Below are 16,526 nucleotides of genomic sequence, written 5' to 3'. Positions count from 1 at the left end.
CGTTGGCAACTACCAGGAAGATGCCCGGCAGGGTATCGAAGATGCGCTGCAGATCCGCTATGTCGATGGCTTGGTTCTCCGTCTGATGACACGCCTGCCCATGCCGTATAGGTTAGCAGGGGCTGTTCTTGAAAATCGCGCTACCTGAGGCGTCAAGATGTCCGAGACAGGCCATACGTTGCGTAGTGAAACCTTTCCCGTCGGTCCGCTGCAATGCAATTGCACCCTCATTGCCGATTCGCTGACCGGGCGAGCCATTGTCGTGGATCCGGGCGGCGACCCTGAACGGATACTGGCGCAAATCGACGCGCTGGGCCTGGATGTCGTCAGCATCGTTCATACCCATGCGCATCTGGATCATTGTCTCGCGTCCGGCCAGATCAAGGAGCGCACCGGCGCGACCCTGCATCTCCACAAGGATGATCAGTTTCTATGGGACAGCCTGGAGCAGCAATGTCGCCTGTTCGGCGTGCCCTATACGCCGGTACCGGCCCCGGACCTCTGGTTGGCCGACGATGAGGCGCTGGCCTGTGGCTGCGGTGTCGCTTTGCATACACCGGGCCGCACGCCGGGCTCGATGAGCTTCTGGTTCCCCGAGGCGAAGCTGCTCATCGCCGGGGACACGCTGTTTCGCCGTGGAATAGGCCGGACCGACCTCTGGGGGCGGCGATTATGCCACCCTCGAACGGTCGATCAGGCAGCGGCTGTACTGTCTGGACGAGGACGCGACGGTCATCACCGGGCACGGCGCGCAGACACGCCTGGGTGATGAGATGCGGCAGAACCCGTTCATCCGTGCCTGAAATGGCAGCTTCGTCGGCACGTTCCGGTTCTATCGCCAGTGGAGTGTTAACCTAGCGGTGCATTTCAGCCTTGTGAACGGATATCTCCGACAGGCTGACGTCCCGCAGATGAAGGAAGTAATCATGAAAAAGCTCAGTAACCTGACCGCATTCGCCGCCACCATCGCTCTGCTGGCCGGCTGTACCAACAACCCCTATACCGGCGAACGGGAAGCAGGCAAGGCCGGCATCTACGGCGGTATCGGCGCGGTCAGTGGCGCAGTGATCGGTGCTGCAACCTCCAGCAAGAAGGACCGCGCCAAAGGCGCTCTGATCGGCGCGGCGGTCGGCGGCGCCGCGGCTGGCGGCTATGGTTACTATGTCGATACTCAGGAAGCCAAGCTGCGTCAGACGCTGCAGGGCACCGGCGTGCAAGTCCATCGCGAGGGTGACAACCTGACGCTGATCATGCCGGGCAATATCACCTTCCCGAGCAACTCGGCCGACATTTCCAGCAGCTTCTACCCCACCTTGAATTCGCTGGTGCAGGTATTCAAGGAGTTCAACAAGAACGGCATCGACATCGTCGGCCATACCGACAGCACGGGCTCGCAGCAGCTCAACCAGGACCTGTCCAACCGTCGTGCGCGCAGCGTCGCCGCCTACCTGGAAGGCAATGGTGTGGCTGCGTCGCGAATAACTTCCTACGGGGCCGGCCCGAGCCAGCCGATCGCCAGCAATGACACCGCTTCGGGGCGTGCCTCGAACCGTCGCGTAGAGATCAACCTGCGGCCGTTGTAAGCCGTTGCGGCCGGCGAGTCCGCAATGGACTCGCCATGCCATTTAAGTGACGTCAGTTTTATATCTTTTTATCACCCGGTATTGAACCTCTCGGTAATCCATGACTCTAGAAGCTGGTGACAGCGAGCCATGTGGTGGCACTGAGGAGGTCGAATGGATGATCGTTCTGCTCTCCATTCTCGTAAGCCTTGGCTGCCATTGGTAGTGACGTTGGCCTTGATGGCCGGGCTCGGAGGATGGGTCGTCTGGCAATGGCAAGTTCAGGAAGCACGAATCCGAGCCGAGCAGGCGCAGCGATTCAACCTGGCGGTCAATGACGTCGAGAGCAATCTGCGTGAGCGCATGCGTGCGTACGAGATGGTCATGCGCGGCCTGGCCGGTCTTTTCGTTGGCAGCGATGCGGTCAGCCTGGATGACTGGAATCGAGCGTCCGACCAGCTTCAGTTGCAGGACTTCTACCCGGGTATCCAGGCGATTGCGCTGGCCCGTTACGCGCGTGCGGAGAATCTCGAATCGATACTGGCGCAAATGCGCGAGGACGGCCGCGGCGATTTTCGCATGTACCCGCCTGGCGAGCGCGACGAGTACCTGATCACCGACTTCATACACCCGCTCGATTGGCGCAATCGTCGCGTGCTGGGCTTCGATATGCTCAGCGAGGATGCCCGCAAGGAGGCGATCACGGCTGCGCGCAACATCGGCACGCCCATGCTCAGCGGTCCGCTGCGGCTCAAGCAGGAGACCGCGCAGAACGCGCAGGTGGGCATTCTGCTTTACCTCCCGCTCTACCGAGTCGGCGCGCCGACCACGACCCTGGAAGAACGTCAGGCGGCCTTTGCCGGTACGCTGCACGGCGCCTTTCGGCTGACCGATCTGTTGGAGGGCGTGCTGGGCTCGCGCAGCAAACTCTTCCAGCTGCAATTGTTCGATGCTGCCGTGCCGCACGAACCGTTGTTGGTAGGGCGCGACCCGGTGAGCACCGATGCGCGTTTCCATCGCACGCGCAACATTTATCTCTACGGCCGCAGCTGGCAGCTGGAAATCGCCAGTACACCGGAATACGAAGCCATTCTCAACAGGGCCAGCGGGGCGTTCAACCTGGCGGCGGCGATGACCGCCGCGATGCTGTTCTCGCTGCTGATCGGCGGCTACCTGTACCTGCGCGAACGCGCGCTGCGCAGCAGCCAGGCGTTGGGTGCGCAGCTTCAGGAGCGCGAGGCGTGGTTCAGGCAACTGATCGAACAGTTGCCCGTGGCGACCTTGCTCTGCAATGACCAGGGTCGGATAGAGCTGGCCAATCAGAGCGCCGCGGCGTTGCTGGGAAGCAGCGCCGGTCTGCTCGCGGGCGAGCGCCTCAACCGCTACGTTCCCGGTGCGCTGCTCGACCCTTCGGGCGGGGCGCGTCTGGAAGCCAGCCACCAGGAAAGCCAGGCGCTGCGAGAGGACGGCACCCCGATACCGGTGTCATTGAGCCTGACCAGCTTCAGGCGCGATGAGGCCGTTCACCATTTGCTCAACCTGGTCGACCTGCAGCAGCGCAAGCGTGACGAGGAGCGCTTTCGCAACGTGGTCGAAGCCTCGCCGAACGCGTTTCTTCTGTTCGATCACGACGGGCGCATCGTCATGGTCAATCGCCAGACCGAGCTGCTGTTCGGCTATAGCCGGCAGGAATTGCTCGACCAGCCGGTCGAACTGCTGATTCCCGAGTCGATGCGCAAGGTCTACCACGAGGTACGCTACCGCTTCGGGCACGAGCCCGAAGCGCGCCGTCTGGGTGAAAACCGCGAATTGTTCGGCCGCCACCGGGACGGGCACCTGCTGCCGGTAGAAGTCGGCCTGTCGCCATTGCGCAGCGGTGAAGAGCAATTGGTCCAGGCCGTGGTGATCGATATCGGCCACCGGAAGGCAGCCGAGCGGCGCCTGCGCGATCAGGCCAACGAGCTGATTGTCGCCAACCGCTACAAATCCGAATTCCTCGCCAATATGTCCCACGAGCTGCGCACGCCGCTCAACAGCATTCTGATTCTGAGCGATCAGTTGAGGCAGAACGCCGCCAGCAACCTGACCGAAAAGCAGGTTCGGCACGCCGATATCATCCATCGTGCCGGACACGATCTGCTGCAACTGATCAACGATGTGCTCGATCTCGCCAAGATCGAGGCTGGGCACATGCAGATCAAGCCGGAGCCTCTCGACCTGGCGGAACTGCTGGTGGAACTGGTGGCCGGGCTCGAGCCAATGGCCGAGCAGAACGGCCTGACCCTCACCTCCCGGATCGATCCGGATGTCCCGGTATCGATCATCAGCGACCGCGCCCGTTTACAGCAGATCCTGCGTAACCTCGTGACCAATGCCTTGAAGTTCACCGAACAGGGTTCCGTGGACATCCATGTCGCGCGCCAGCCGGCCGAGAGTCCGGGCGACGACGACACGCTGCACATCTGCGTGACCGACACCGGCATCGGCATCCCGGAAGATCAGCATGAGCGAATCTTCCAGGCGTTCCAGCAGATCGATGGCTCCATCAGTCGACAATACGGTGGCACGGGCCTTGGTCTGGCGATCGCGCGGCAGTTGGCCGAAGTGCTGGGCGGCGGTATCCATCTGGTCAGTGCGCCAGGCCAGGGCTCCAGCTTCACCGTCCAGTTGCCGCTGAAGCTGGCCACGACCACGGAGGTCCGGACGCTGCGACCGTCACAACGACGCGGCCAGGGTGGCGGTCTGCTGATCATCGAGGATGATGCCGATTTCGCCTCCGTGGTAGCCGAGGTCGGGCAGTCTCACGGCTTCCCGAGTGTGGTCTGCGGCACCGGGCAGGAGGGGCTGGAAGCATTGGGCCACGACCGTTTCGCAGCGGTGATCCTCGACATTCTGCTGCCGGATATCAGCGGCTGGCAGGTTCACCGGATGCTGCGCGCCGATCCTCGCCACCAGGATACGCCGGTCTACATCATCTCCTGCGTGCCGCAGCCGCAAGGCTGGTCGGATGACGGTTCGCGCTATCTGCTCAAGCCCGTGGCCCAGTCTGAACTGGAACGCCTGTTCATCGACCTGGCGCGCCAGGAGGCCAATTCGACGCGGTTGCTGCTGGTCGAGACGGACCCACAAAGGCGCCGGCAGTTGCGGGAACATTTCGAGCGCCTTGGCTATCGGGTCACCGAATGCGGGCGCAGCGAGGAAGCGAGGCTGGCGTATGCGGAGCATGCGTTCAGCGTGCTGATCATCGATTTCGATCTGCCTGGCGAAGATGGACTGGATCTGCTCGAAGCGCTGGATCGGCTGCGCTCGTTGAAGGATGTACGTGTGGTATTGAACAGCCGTGAACCGCTGTCTGAAAAGAATCTGCAGCGGCTTCGGCGTTATTCATCGGTTGCGTTGTCGAAAACAGGGGAATTGGAGCATATGGACGATGCATTGAAGCCAGCCGCAGATGAGCCTGTGGTGCTGGGCGTGGATGAAATGGAGCATCCTTTGCTGGGACAGCGAGTGCTATTGGTGGATTCGGATGTACGGTCCATTTACGCGATCAGTGCGTTGCTGGACGAGCAGGGGTTGCAGGTGGTTCCCGCCACCAGCCGCTCCGAAGCGCTTGAACGGTTCGATGAGGATGCGTTCGATCTGGCGATGGTGGACATGGCTATGGCGGATGACGGTGGGTCCGCACTGATCCGGCAGCTGAGAAACGACTATGGTTGTCAGGTGCCGATCGTCGCGCTGGCCGTCGGCGACGACCCGGCGATCCGCGATCGAAGCATGGCCGCAGGCGCGGACGACGTCTTGTCCAAACCGGTCGAGAGTGCCAGGTTGGTCGAGTTGCTGCGGCGTTGCCTGGAGCGCGCCGATGGCCCTCGCGAGAGCCCATAAGGAGAAGTTTGTGACGCATCGTTCATGCCGGACTGGCGTCCCTGCCGACGCCGTCGCTGTCGGACTCAACCGTACGCCGCGCGGGAGCGCCAGGTGATGGGGCGGGTACAAGCCAAACCGCAACCGCGTACCCGGACGCTGTTGGTCGTCGACGATCGCGAGGCCAATCTGGTCGCCATGGAAGCGTTGCTCGGCGATGGCGACTGGCAGGTGCATACCGTCAATTCCGGCGAAGCAGCGCTGCAGGCGTTGCTCGACCTGGACGTGGAGCTGGTGCTGCTGGACGTGCAGATGCCAGGTATGGACGGTTTCGAAGTGGCCCGCCTGATGCGCGGCAGCCCGCATACCCGCTACACGCCGATCATTTTCGTCTCGGCCATCGCGCATACCAGGGAATCGGTGTTGCGGGGTTACGCCACGGGTGCGGTTGATTTCATCCTCAAACCCTTCGACCCGCAGGTGCTCAAGCACAAGATCAACACGTTGCTCAGCCACGAACACAACCGGCGCGACCTGCAATTGCTGACGCAGCAACTCGACAGCGCGCGCGCCTTCAACGCCTCGGTGTTGAACAACGCCGCCGAAGGCATTCTCGTGGTGGGCGAGGACGGCTATATCAGCTTCGCCAACCCGGCGATTGCCCAGATGTTGCACACCCATATCGACGACCTGCAGGGCACGGCGTTAACCGACCATCTCGCCGCGCCGCAGATGCCCGACGCCTGGCGGGACACGGATTTCTACAAGCAGTGGCGCAATGGCAACACCTATCGATTGCATGAAGCGCAGCTGTACACCGCCAGTGGCGGCACGCTGCCGGTGGCCTTGTCGTCGTCGCCCTTGCCTCGTCAGCAGCGATCCATGGTGGTTATCGCCCTCGACATGTCGGTGGTTCGCAACCTTCACGTACAGCTCGAAACCCAGGCGGTCACCGATTCACTGACCGGGCTGTTGAATCGGCGGGGCTTCCATCAGGCGCTGGATTCGGCGCTGGCGAGGGTCGACCGGAACGGCAAGCGCATGGCCATCCTTTACATCGACCTCGATGGCTTCAAGCGCATCAACGATTCGCTGGGCCATGACGCCGGGGACGAGATTCTCTGTCGTGTGGCGCGGGTGCTGGAGACCTGCATGCGCCCGTACGACATCATTGCGCGCATGGGCGGCGACGAATTCACCGCTTTGCTGGATTCGCTGGATCACCCGGAAGATGCCGCCAAGGTGGCCGAGAAACTGATCGAACTGATCTCAGTGCGACACACCATCGGCGGAACCGACGTTACGCTCGGCGCCAGTATCGGCATCGCGCACTTCCCCGACTGCGGCCAGAGCGTCGAAGAGTTGCTGCGCTCGGCGGACATGGCGATGTATGAAGCCAAACGCAACGGGCGGCAGCAGTACCGTTTTTTCTCCAGCGAAATGAACGGTCGAGCGCATGCGCGCCTGATGATGGAGGAAAACTTGCGCAGCACCATCGAGCGCAACGGTTTCGCCTTGGTCTATCAGCCTCAGGTTGTGCTCGAAACCGGCGAGGTGCGCGGGTTCGAAGCCCTGCTGCGGTGGGATTACAGCGGACGCGGCGTGGTCGAGCCCAACGTCTTCATCCCCTTGCTGGAGGAAACGAGGCTGATCGATCGGGTCGGCAAGTGGGCCCTGCGCGAGGGCCTGGCGCAGTGTCGTGACTGGCGTGAGCGATTCGGCGACAAGATGATCCTGAGCTTCAATATCAGCCCGGTTCAGTTCGGGCGGGCCGGGCTGATCGATGAATTGCGCCGCTTGCTCGACGAATCTCAACTCGATCCTCGTCAGCTCGAGCTGGAAGTGACCGAAGGCGCGCTGATGCAGGACCTCGAGCAGAGTTGCGACAAGCTTCGGCAACTGCGCGACCTGGGCGTACGGGTGGCGGTGGATGACTTCGGCACGGGTTACTCATCGCTGGCCTACCTGCGGCATTTCGACCTGGATACGCTGAAAATCGACCGACTGTTCATCGCCAACATGCTCGACTCGCCTCGTGACGCGGCCGTGGTCAGCACCATCATCGATCTGGGGCGGAACCTGGGGCTGGAAGTCATCGCCGAGGGGGTCGAGACCCTGGCCCAGCGCGATTGGCTGATCGCCCATGACTGCCAGGTGATGCAGGGTTTCCTCGTGGCGCCCGGATTATCGGTCCACGACGCCTTGGCGTTTCCTCGCAGAATCGACTGGCAGGGCCTGGGCGAGCAGGACGTCCGCTAGCGACGGTCATCCAACCGGTACCGGCGCTAGCGGCTCGGTGGATACTGGCGATGCAGCGCCTCGAGCTGAGCATCCTTCTCGGTCCAGAGCGCATTGACCCACTCCTGGAAGCTCAGCCGATAGCGCTCGTCCTGATCGTAACTGCGATGCAGGAATTCGGCCGGGATCGGCTGTGAATCGATACGCATCACGACCTGCCCGATGCGCCCGCACAGCAGGTCCCAGAAGCTGGGATTGCCGTCCGGGTAATGGATGGTGACATTGATCAGCGACGTCAATTGCTCGCCCATTGCATCGATCACGAAGGCGATGCCACCGGCTCTCGGTTTCAGCAAGTAGCGATAGGGCGAGGCTTGCTCGTCGTGCTTGTCCTGGGTGAAGCGCGTGCCCTCGAGGAAATTGAAGACCGACACCGGGTTGGTCCGGTAACGCTCGCAGGCCTTGCGAGTGGTGGCCAGGTCCTGGCCGCGCTTTTCCGGGTACTTGGCCAGATACTCCTTGCTGAAGCGTTTCATGAAGGGAAACTCCAGCGCCCACCAGCACAGGCCAATGACCGGCACCCAGATCAGCTCCTGTTTGAGGAAAAACTTCAGGATCGGCATGCGTCGGTTGAACTGATACTGCAACATCAGGATGTCGGCCCAGCTCTGGTGGTTGCTGGTCACGAGGTAGGAATGATGCAGGTCGACCTTCTCCAGCCCCTGCACGTCCCATTTCGTTCGGCGGACCTGATCCATCCAGAAGCCGTTCACAGCCATCCAGGATTCAGCCACCCAATGCATGCCGAAACGAAGCGCGCGCTGGATACCGGGGATTGGCAGCGCCAATTTGAGCAGGGAAAGGGCAAACAGGGGCCAGCACCAGAACAGCGTGTTCAGCGCCAGGGTCAAGCCGGCAAGCACGCCGCGCAGTGGAGCAGGAAGGACACTCAGCATCGATTGGCTCGTATACTCGTCAATTGAGGCGGCAAGCGTACCGATTGCGCGCCGAACTGCAAGTGGCGAGTGCGCTGAGCGAAGCGGGTCGGCGACAGGCCCGGCCCCAGAAGATCGGGCCTGTCGGTTTCCCCATCAGGCCTTCTGGCTGTCGGCCTGCAGGGCCGTGAGGGCGATGGTGAACACGATATCGTCCACCAGCGCGCCGCGTGACAGGTCGTTGACCGGCTTGCGCAGGCCTTGCAGCATGGGGCCGACGCTGATCACGTTGGCGCTGCGCTGCACCGCCTTGTAGGTGGTGTTGCCGGTGTTCAGGTCTGGGAAGATGAACACGGTCGCCTGACCGGCGACGAGGCTGTTCGGAGCCTTCTGCTTACCGACGCTGGCGACCGACGCGGCGTCGTACTGCAGCGGGCCGTCGATGGGCAGGTGGGGCGCCCGCTCCTGGGCAATGCGTGTCGCCTCGGCCACTTTTTCCACCTCGGCGCCGCTGCCGGATGTGCCGGTCGAATAGCTGATCATCGCCACCCGCGGGTTGACGCCCAGGGCGACGGCGGACTCGGCGCTCTGCAACGCAATCTCGGCGAGTTCGGTGGCGCTCGGGTTGGGATTCACCGCGCAATCGCCATAGACCAGTACCTGGTCGGGCAGCAGCATGAAGAACACCGACGACACCAGGCTATAGCCCGGCGCGGTCTTGATCAGCTGCAGTGCAGGGCGGATCGTGTTGGCGGTGGTGTGCACGGCACCGGACACCAGACCGTCCACCTCGTCGAGCGCCAGCATCATGGTGCCGAGCACGACGGTGTCCTTGAGTTGCTCGCGGGCATCGTCGGGCGTCAGGCCCTTTGCCTTGCGCATTTCGCACATGGGCTCGACGTAGTGGTTGACGATCGACTCGGGATCGAGGATCTCCAGGCTCGACGGCAGATTGATGCCCTGCTCGCGAGCGATTGCCTGGACCTCTTCGGGTTTGGCCAACAGGACGCAACGAGCGATTCCGCGATCCTGGCAGATGGCGGCGGCGCGAATGGTGCGCGGTTCATTGCCTTCCGGCAGGACGATGCGCTTGTTCGCCTGCTGGGCGCGTTTGACCAATTGGTAGCGGAATGCAGGGGGTGACAGGCGCAGCTCGCTGCGCGGTACGCTCAGGCGCGTATGCAGCAGTTCGGGTTGCAGGTGCTGGGCGATGAAATCGGTCACCTGGCTGGCGCGCTCGATATCGTCGGCAGGTGTTTCCTTGTTCAGCGCGAACAGATTGGTGGCGGTGTCGTACGAGCCGGTCTGCACGGTCATGACCGGCAGACCGCCGTCGAGCGCTGCCTTGCACAGCTCCAGAATTCGCGGGTCCGGGGCGAAATCGCTACACAGCAAAAGCCCCGCCAGCTCGACCCCGTTGAGCGACGCCAGGCTCGCGGCGAGAATGATGTCGTCGCGGTCGCCCGGAGTGACCACCAGCACGCCTGGCTGGAGCAGTTGCACGGTGTTGGGTACGGCCCGGGCGCACAGGACGATCTTGTTGATCCGTCGACGCTCGGCTTCGCCGGCGTGAAGCACCTTGGCGTCGAGCAGCTGGGCAATGTCGCGGGTGCGTAGCGCGTTCAGTTGCTCTGCATAGGGGATGGCGCCGATCAGCTGGAAATCCGCCGTGCCAAGCAGGGGAAGCTGCTCCTTCAGGCGCTCGACGAACGCAGGCACGCCATCATCGCTCTTGACCTTGTTGAGCACCAGGCCGAGTACCTTCGGGTCTCGCGCGCCACCGAACAGTTGGGCCTGGATCTCGATGCGCTCAGCCATGCGCTTGAGTGTGTCGCTGCCCTGTGCAGCGATCAGGATGACCTCCGCGTCGAGGCTTTTGGCCAGATGCGTGTTGATCCGCGAGGTGTGGTTGAACTCGCGCGTCGGCACCATGCCCTCGACGATGACCACATCCTTGCCAGTGGCCACTTCCTGATAGCGGCTGACGACGTCTTCGAGCAGCAGGTCGAGTTCGCCGTCGGCCAGTTGACGTTCCACCTGTTCCAGCGGCAATGGCTCGGGCGAAGCGATGTCGAGCGTCTTTTCCACCAGTACACAGGAACGCTCACGGCCCTGGTCGAGCGGAAAGGGTTGGGCGATCGGCTTGAAGAAGCCGACCTTCAACCCGGCACGTTCGAGCGCCCGGATCAGGCCGAGGCTGACTGAGTTGAGGCCGCCACCGAAACCACAGGGGGCGAGGAAGAGCGTATGCATGTAGATCTCCTGTCGAGCGAGGGGCGATGGCGTTGTCGAGTCGACGAATCCGGAGGCTCGAGGTCGCCCGGATTCTGCAGTGCGGTGCGTGTCGGCGCGTTGTCAGGCGTCAAGCAACGCCAGGGTGTCCAGCGCGATCTGTCGTTCCTCGTTGGTAGGTACTACGAGCACGCGCGGGCTACCCGCCGCCTGGATCTCTCCGCCGACGCCGCGGGTGCAGCGTGCGTTGGCTTCTTCGTCCAGCGTGAAATTGAACAGCTTGAGGTGTTCGAGCGTGCGGCTGCGCACAGCGGCCGAATTCTCGCCGATGCCGCCGGTGAAGATCAGGCCGTCCAGCTTTGGCAGCGCACAGGCCATGCTCGCCAGCGACTTGGCCAGGCGGTAGCAGAACACCTCGAAGGCCAGCGTCGCGCCTGGATGGCCGGCAACACGTGCTTCGTAGAGGGTGCGCATGTCATTGGACAGCCCTGACAGCCCCTTCAGTCCGCTGTCGTGGTTGAGTACGCGATCGATCTGTTCGAGGCTCCAACCCAGCGTTCGGTGCAGGTAGCTGTGCAGATTGGGGTCGACGTCGCCGCTGCGGGTGCCCATCACAAGGCCTTCGAGCGGGGTCAGTCCCATGCTGGTGTCGCGGCTTTCGCCGTTGACGATCGCGCAGGTCGAGCAGCCATTACCCAGGTGCGCGGTCAACCAGCAGCTATCGTTCACGGGCAGGCCGGTCATCTCGGCGGCGCGCTTGCTGACATAGTGGTGGCTGGTGCCGTGGAAGCCGTAGCGCCGAACACTGTGCTCCTTGTAGAGAAACTCCGGCACGGCATAGCGGAACGCATGTTCGGGCATGGTCTGGTGGAAGGCCGTGTCGAACACGCTCACCTGCGGCAGGCCCGGGAAAAGCGCGATGGCGGCGTCGATGCCCACTAGGTTGGCGGGATTATGCAGCGGTGCCAGTTGTGCGCTGTCGCGGATCGCCTTGAGCACATCCTCGTCGATCAGGCTGGAGCCGGTGAAGTGCTCGCCGCCATGGACCACCCGATGCCCGATGCCGTCGAGCTTGCCACCCGCGGCGTCCTGGGCCAGCGGCAGCAGTCGTTCCAGCGCTGCGCGATGATCGGCACCCGGTATGTCCAGGCTCTGCTTGGCGTCCCCCAATTGCCAATGAAGCACCGCTTCCGGGCTGCCGAGACGCTCGGCCAGGCCTTGCAGCGGGAAGGTCGCCTGCGTTTCGTTGACCAGCGCGAACTTGATCGACGAGCTGCCGCAGTTAATCACCAGGATATTTCGAGCGAGCATCGGTGCTCCTTGCATGCGTAGTAATTGTTAAAGGCATCGCCTAGCGTGTGGCGCGGATTCTGGCATAGGCGCCGACGAACCGATGCTCTCCAAAGGTTGTATGCGACACCCTCGATTGCAGGAGGCTGCCGACGTTTGTCAAGGCATCCGTTGGCCCCGTTTATCCGGGCTCGGTTCGCAATCGACGCAGCTCGCGGTTAAACTTTGGCATCACACTCCCCAGCAAAGGTTTCGTCCCATGCAGATTGCCGCTAACAAGGCTGTGTCAATCGACTACACACTCACCAACGACGCCGGTGAGGTGATCGACAGCTCTGCCGGCGGTGCGCCGCTGGTCTACCTGCATGGCGCAGGCAACATCATCTCCGGCCTGGAAAAAGCGCTGGAAGGCAAGCAGGGCGGTGACGAGGTCAAGGTCGCCATCGAACCGCAGGATGCCTATGGCGAGTACAGCCCCGAATTGGTCGCCACGCTCAATCGCGCCATGTTCGAAGGTGTCGACGAGCTGGAAGTCGGCATGCAGTTTCATGCGTCCGGTCCGGATGGCGGCATGCAGATCGTCACGATCCGTGATGTCGAAGGCGACGACGTGATCGTTGACGGCAACCACCCGCTGGCCGGTCAGCGCCTGAATTTCGAGGTCAAGATCGTCGATGTACGCGACGCCAGCGAAGAAGAAATTGCCCATGGCCACGTCCACGGCGAAGGCGGTCACCAGCACTGATCCCCTCGCTGCGAGGCGGGTGGCGACAAGGCTCGATCACGGTCGAGCGATGGAAGCGCTTCGGTAATGCCGGAGCGCTTTTTTACCCTCTGGAGAAGAGAGAATGAGCGCGTTCCACGAGTTGGTCCTACCCGGCCTCGCTGGCCAGGAGCTGCCCCTTGCGCCGCTGAAAAACCAGCTGACACTGGTGGTCAACGTGGCCTCCGAGTGCGGTCTGACCCCCCAGTATGCGGGCCTGCAAGCCCTGCATGAGCGTTACCAGGACCGTGGCTTCGGCGTGCTCGGCATTCCTTGCAATCAGTTCGCGGCGCAGGAGCCGGGCAGCGATGCGCAAATCCTGCAGTTCTGCAGCGAGACCTATGGCATCAGCTTTCCATTGAGCAGCAAGCTCGAGGTCAACGGCCCGCAGCGTCACCCGCTGTACCGTCTGCTGGCGGGCGAGGGCGCCGACTTTCCAGGTGACATCAGCTGGAACTTCGAAAAATTTCTCGTCGACAAGGACGGCCGTGTACTGGCGCGCTTCTCTCCCCGGACGGCTCCGGACGATCCGGCCTTGATCCAGGCGGTCGAAAGCGCGCTGGCCTGACCAACGCCTCCCCTCGCGCAGCGGCGCCTGCCGCTGCGCGCATTAACTCGCTGTGCGGCGCCGGCCTCTTGCGTCATCCCATCGTTGCGATCGTGGCGGCGCAATAAGCGCTGTGGATGATGGTGTTCGCGCGAGACGACCGGTCATATGCTCGGCCGATGAGCAACCGAGCCCGAACCGACAAACGCGAACTGATCCTGGCCAAGGGCGCCCAAGTGATGACCCGGCGGGGTTATCACGGCACAGGCGTGCTGGAAATTGTCCAGGCGGCTGGAATCCCCAAAGGCTCGTTTTATCACTACTTCGCCAGCAAGGAAGATTTCGCCTTGCAGGCGCTGGACCATCTTTATCAGCCTCGCCTCGAACGCTACCAGGCTGCGCTCACCCATACGGCGCTGAGCCCCTGTGAGCGGATCCTGAGCTATTACGCCGATGTGGTCGCGCATTTTGCCCGCCAGCAATGCCCTGAATATCACTGCTTCATCGGCAGCCTGAGCTTCGAGATGGCCGAGCTTTCCCAGCCCATCGGGCAGCGAGTGGAAACGGTTCTGCTGCGTAGCGTGGAAATTCTGGCCGGTTGCCTCGAGGAGGCACGGCGGATCGGCGAAATCGATGCCAATACCGATTGCCAGTCACTGGCGGAATTCATTGGCAACGCCTGGGAAGGTGCCCTGTTACGCATGAAGGTCGGGCGCTCCGTGGCGCCGCTGACGATTTTTCTGGCACAGCTGGAGCGTCTGCTGACGTTTCGCTGATTTTTTGTAGCGCTCGGCGAGACGACCGGTCGCTTTCAGCTTCTATTGATGCATCAACGAGGAGATCACAATGACAGCAGCCGTGAATGCCCTGTTCGAGCCGTTCCAGCTCGGCAAACTACAATTGCCGACCCGTGTGGTGATGGCGCCGATGACCCGCTCCTTTTCGCCCAATGGGGTGCCGACCGCTGATGTCGTCGAGTATTACCGCCGCCGCGCTGCGTCGGGTGTCGGGCTGATCATCACCGAGGGCACCACGGTTGGCCATAAGGCCGCCAACGGGTACCCGCAGGTGCCGCGCTTTTACGGCGAAGATGCGCTCGGTGGCTGGAAGGCGGTGGTCGAGGCCGTCCATGCTGCCGGGGGCAAGATCGTTCCCCAGCTCTGGCACGTCGGTAATGTCCGCCGCAAAGGCACCGAGCCAGAAGCGGACGTGCCGGGCTACGGGCCAATGGAAAAGCTCAAGGACGGACAGATCATCGTCCATGGTATGACCCGCCAGGACATCCAGGAGGTCATTGCGGCATTCGCGCAAGCCGCCGCTGACGCCAAGGCAATAGGCATGGACGGCGTGGAAATCCACGGGGCACATGGCTACCTGATCGACCAGTTTTTCTGGGAGGGCAGCAATCAGCGCACGGATGAGTACGGTGGCAGCCTGGTCAATCGCTCACGCTTCGCCATCGAGCTGATCGAAGCCGTTCGCGCGGCGGTGGGCGCGGATTTCCCGATCATTTTCCGCTTCTCGCAATGGAAACAGCAGGACTACACCGCACGTCTGGTCACGACGCCCGAAGCGCTCGGCGACTTCCTGGCGCCGCTGTCGGCAGCCGGCGTGGACATTTTCCACTGCTCGACGCGGCGTTTCTGGGAACCGGAGTTCGACGGCTCGGACCTCAACCTCGCAGGATGGACCCGTCAGCTCACCGACAAGCCGACCATTACGGTGGGCAGCGTGGGGCTCGACGGTGAGTTTCTCCAATTCATGGTCAAGACGGATAAGGTCGCGCAGCCGGCCAATATCGAAGGACTGCTGGAGCGCTTGAACAAGCAGGAGTTCGATTTGGTTGCCGTGGGGCGCGCGCTGATCTGCGATCCCGACTGGGCGCTGAAAGTGCGCGAAGGGCGCATGCAGGACATTCTGCCGTTCAGCCGTGAAGCGCTCAAAAGCCTGGCGTGACAGGGCGCAATCCAAGGCTGGCGGTGGGCTGACCCCCATGGTCGAGCCTTGCGCTTGGTCCTGCGCTCGTTAGCGTTGTCTTGCCTCAGGGGCTCGAAGACGACTGCGCTCGTCGGGCCCTTGCCACATCCGTGACGCTCAGCCGTGCGCGATGATCGCGCCATGTTGGCGGGACGTTGGCGGTCGCAGGGTCGGCGCGAAGCGCACCGGCCCTGATTCCGGCGTGGTAACACGGCGCGCCGCTGCGACCGTCAGCTCTTTTCGGCGAGCTGCCGATTCACACCGCCTTCGCGAACCCAGAACAGGGTCGCGCCCGCGACCGCCGCCGGCATGATCAGCAGATTCAGCACCGGTACCAGCAGCGCGGCGTACGTCACGGCGCCGAAGCTCAGGCTTTTCCAGCGCCGCTGGCGTAGCCAGACCATCATTTCAGCCCAGCTCAGCTTGTTGTTGTCCGCCGGATAGTCGATGTATTGCACAGCCATCATCCAAACACCGAACAGCAGCCACAGGGGAGCGGCGATCAGGTTGACCACCGGGATGAACGAGAGAATCAACAGGGCCAGTGCGCGCGGTGCGAAATAGGCCAGCTTGCGCGCTTCGCGGCCAACGGTGCGGGGCAGCATCGCTACCAGCTCGGTCCAACTGAACGGCGGCGAGCTGTCCTCACCACGGGCGACCGTTTCGACCTTCTCGGCGAGAAAGCCATTGAACGGGGCGGCGATGATATTGGCGAGCATGGTGAAGGTGAAAAACACCATCAACACCACGAGAATCACGAACAGCGGCCAGAGGATGTACTCGAGGAACATCAGCCACTCGGGCAGGCTTGGCATGAAGGCATCGACCCAGCCACTGAACTGCCGCAGGGCAAGGTAGATGAGCCCGCCGAACAGCAACAGATTGACCGTCAGTGGCAGGATGACGAACAGCCGTAGCCCCGGACTCAAGATCAATTTCAGACCTTCACGCAGGTATTGCGGGCCGGAAAGGGCGGCGATGGGCATAGGGCGTACTCCGGATGGGATCGATCCGGACCTTACCGGCTTTACGGGAGTGGGAAAAGCCTGACGGTTCGCTCGTTTGCCGATAGTCCAAGCCTATCCGGGCGATCAACCTGACTCACTGGCCTGCGTGGC

11 protein-coding genes and 1 pseudogene are annotated in these 16,526 nt (G+C 62.6%); 8 read left to right on the top strand and 4 right to left on the bottom strand.

Annotation, left to right across the window (positions count from 1 at the left end; translation table 11 throughout):
• The first annotated feature begins 157 nt into the window (after window positions 1–157).
• From GQA94_RS20455 to GQA94_RS20440, 4 genes and pseudogenes are all read left to right on the top strand, one after another.
• Window positions 158–803, top strand: a pseudogene (locus GQA94_RS20455) (MBL fold metallo-hydrolase).
• Window positions 804–926: 123 nt separating this feature from the next.
• A complete protein-coding gene (locus GQA94_RS20450) occupies window positions 927–1,583 on the top strand; it encodes an OmpA family protein (RefSeq protein ID WP_158189733.1) in 657 nt (218 codons plus the stop codon).
• A gap of 153 nt (window positions 1,584–1,736) precedes the next feature.
• Window positions 1,737–5,447, top strand: coding sequence for a CHASE domain-containing protein (locus tag GQA94_RS20445; protein ID WP_158189732.1), 3,711 nt, complete (start codon window positions 1,737–1,739; stop codon window positions 5,445–5,447).
• 96 nt (window positions 5,448–5,543) lie between these two features.
• The gene (locus GQA94_RS20440) at window positions 5,544–7,685 is read left to right on the top strand and encodes a putative bifunctional diguanylate cyclase/phosphodiesterase (RefSeq protein WP_158189731.1); all 2,142 of its coding nucleotides are present in this window, start codon (window positions 5,544–5,546) and stop codon (window positions 7,683–7,685) included.
• 26 nt (window positions 7,686–7,711) lie between these two features.
• Here the strand turns inward: GQA94_RS20440 and GQA94_RS20435 are convergent, their stop codons facing one another.
• The 3 genes from GQA94_RS20435 to GQA94_RS20425 all read right to left on the bottom strand — a co-directional run bounded on the left by GQA94_RS20435 (window position 7,712) and on the right by GQA94_RS20425 (window position 12,142).
• Complete coding sequence (locus GQA94_RS20435) at window positions 7,712–8,620, bottom strand: acyltransferase (protein ID WP_158189730.1); 909 nt, start codon at window positions 8,618–8,620, stop codon at window positions 7,712–7,714.
• 135 nt (window positions 8,621–8,755) lie between these two features.
• Window positions 8,756–10,852: a phosphate acetyltransferase gene (gene pta / locus GQA94_RS20430; RefSeq protein WP_158189729.1), complete on the bottom strand. Its 2,097-nt coding sequence runs from the start codon at window positions 10,850–10,852 to the stop codon at window positions 8,756–8,758.
• Window positions 10,853–10,954: 102 nt separating this feature from the next.
• The gene (locus GQA94_RS20425; protein WP_158189728.1) at window positions 10,955–12,142 is read right to left on the bottom strand and encodes an acetate kinase; all 1,188 of its coding nucleotides are present in this window, start codon (window positions 12,140–12,142) and stop codon (window positions 10,955–10,957) included.
• Between the two features lie 238 nt (window positions 12,143–12,380).
• On the opposite strand from GQA94_RS20425, the gene GQA94_RS20420 reads away from it, so the two are divergent.
• The 4 genes from GQA94_RS20420 to GQA94_RS20405 all read left to right on the top strand — a co-directional run bounded on the left by GQA94_RS20420 (window position 12,381) and on the right by GQA94_RS20405 (window position 15,387).
• Window positions 12,381–12,866, top strand: a complete 486-nt coding sequence (locus GQA94_RS20420) for an FKBP-type peptidyl-prolyl cis-trans isomerase (protein ID WP_158189727.1) — start codon at window positions 12,381–12,383, stop codon at window positions 12,864–12,866.
• 103 nt (window positions 12,867–12,969) lie between these two features.
• Window positions 12,970–13,452 carry a glutathione peroxidase gene (locus tag GQA94_RS20415; protein ID WP_158189726.1) on the top strand — a complete coding sequence of 161 codons (483 nt, stop codon included), beginning with the start codon at window positions 12,970–12,972 and terminating at the stop codon, window positions 13,450–13,452.
• 158 nt (window positions 13,453–13,610) lie between these two features.
• Window positions 13,611–14,207: a TetR/AcrR family transcriptional regulator gene (locus GQA94_RS20410; RefSeq protein ID WP_158189725.1), complete on the top strand. Its 597-nt coding sequence runs from the start codon at window positions 13,611–13,613 to the stop codon at window positions 14,205–14,207.
• A gap of 70 nt (window positions 14,208–14,277) precedes the next feature.
• Window positions 14,278–15,387 carry an NADH:flavin oxidoreductase gene (locus GQA94_RS20405; RefSeq protein WP_158189724.1) on the top strand — a complete coding sequence of 370 codons (1,110 nt, stop codon included), beginning with the start codon at window positions 14,278–14,280 and terminating at the stop codon, window positions 15,385–15,387.
• 251 nt (window positions 15,388–15,638) lie between these two features.
• On the opposite strand, the gene cysZ is transcribed toward GQA94_RS20405, so the two are convergent.
• Window positions 15,639–16,394, bottom strand: coding sequence for a sulfate transporter CysZ (cysZ, locus tag GQA94_RS20400; protein ID WP_158189723.1), 756 nt, complete (start codon window positions 16,392–16,394; stop codon window positions 15,639–15,641).
• Between the last annotated feature and the right edge of the window lie 132 nt (window positions 16,395–16,526).

The organism is Stutzerimonas stutzeri (genome assembly GCF_009789555.1).
In the GTDB taxonomy this organism is placed as follows: Bacteria; Pseudomonadota; Gammaproteobacteria; order Pseudomonadales; family Pseudomonadaceae; genus Stutzerimonas; species Stutzerimonas stutzeri_R.
The sequence above is the reverse complement of the archived record's forward strand: the minus strand, read 5'-3'. Positions and strand labels throughout refer to the sequence as shown.

What these genes read in the sequence shown, in the direction of transcription:
- GQA94_RS20450 (WP_158189733.1), top strand. Translation starts at nt 927, where the DNA reads ATGAAAAAGCTCAGTAACCTGACCGCATTCGCCGCCACCATCGCTCTG.
- GQA94_RS20445 (WP_158189732.1), top strand. Translation starts at nt 1,737, where the DNA reads ATGGATGATCGTTCTGCTCTCCATTCTCGTAAGCCTTGGCTGCCATTG.
- GQA94_RS20440 (WP_158189731.1), top strand. Translation starts at nt 5,544, where the DNA reads ATGGGGCGGGTACAAGCCAAACCGCAACCGCGTACCCGGACGCTGTTG.
- GQA94_RS20435 (WP_158189730.1), bottom strand. Translation starts at nt 8,620, where the DNA reads ATGCTGAGTGTCCTTCCTGCTCCACTGCGCGGCGTGCTTGCCGGCTTG.
- pta (WP_158189729.1), bottom strand. Translation starts at nt 10,852, where the DNA reads ATGCATACGCTCTTCCTCGCCCCCTGTGGTTTCGGTGGCGGCCTCAAC.
- GQA94_RS20425 (WP_158189728.1), bottom strand. Translation starts at nt 12,142, where the DNA reads ATGCTCGCTCGAAATATCCTGGTGATTAACTGCGGCAGCTCGTCGATC.
- GQA94_RS20420 (WP_158189727.1), top strand. Translation starts at nt 12,381, where the DNA reads ATGCAGATTGCCGCTAACAAGGCTGTGTCAATCGACTACACACTCACC.
- GQA94_RS20415 (WP_158189726.1), top strand. Translation starts at nt 12,970, where the DNA reads ATGAGCGCGTTCCACGAGTTGGTCCTACCCGGCCTCGCTGGCCAGGAG.
- GQA94_RS20410 (WP_158189725.1), top strand. Translation starts at nt 13,611, where the DNA reads ATGAGCAACCGAGCCCGAACCGACAAACGCGAACTGATCCTGGCCAAG.
- GQA94_RS20405 (WP_158189724.1), top strand. Translation starts at nt 14,278, where the DNA reads ATGACAGCAGCCGTGAATGCCCTGTTCGAGCCGTTCCAGCTCGGCAAA.
- cysZ (WP_158189723.1), bottom strand. Translation starts at nt 16,394, where the DNA reads ATGCCCATCGCCGCCCTTTCCGGCCCGCAATACCTGCGTGAAGGTCTG.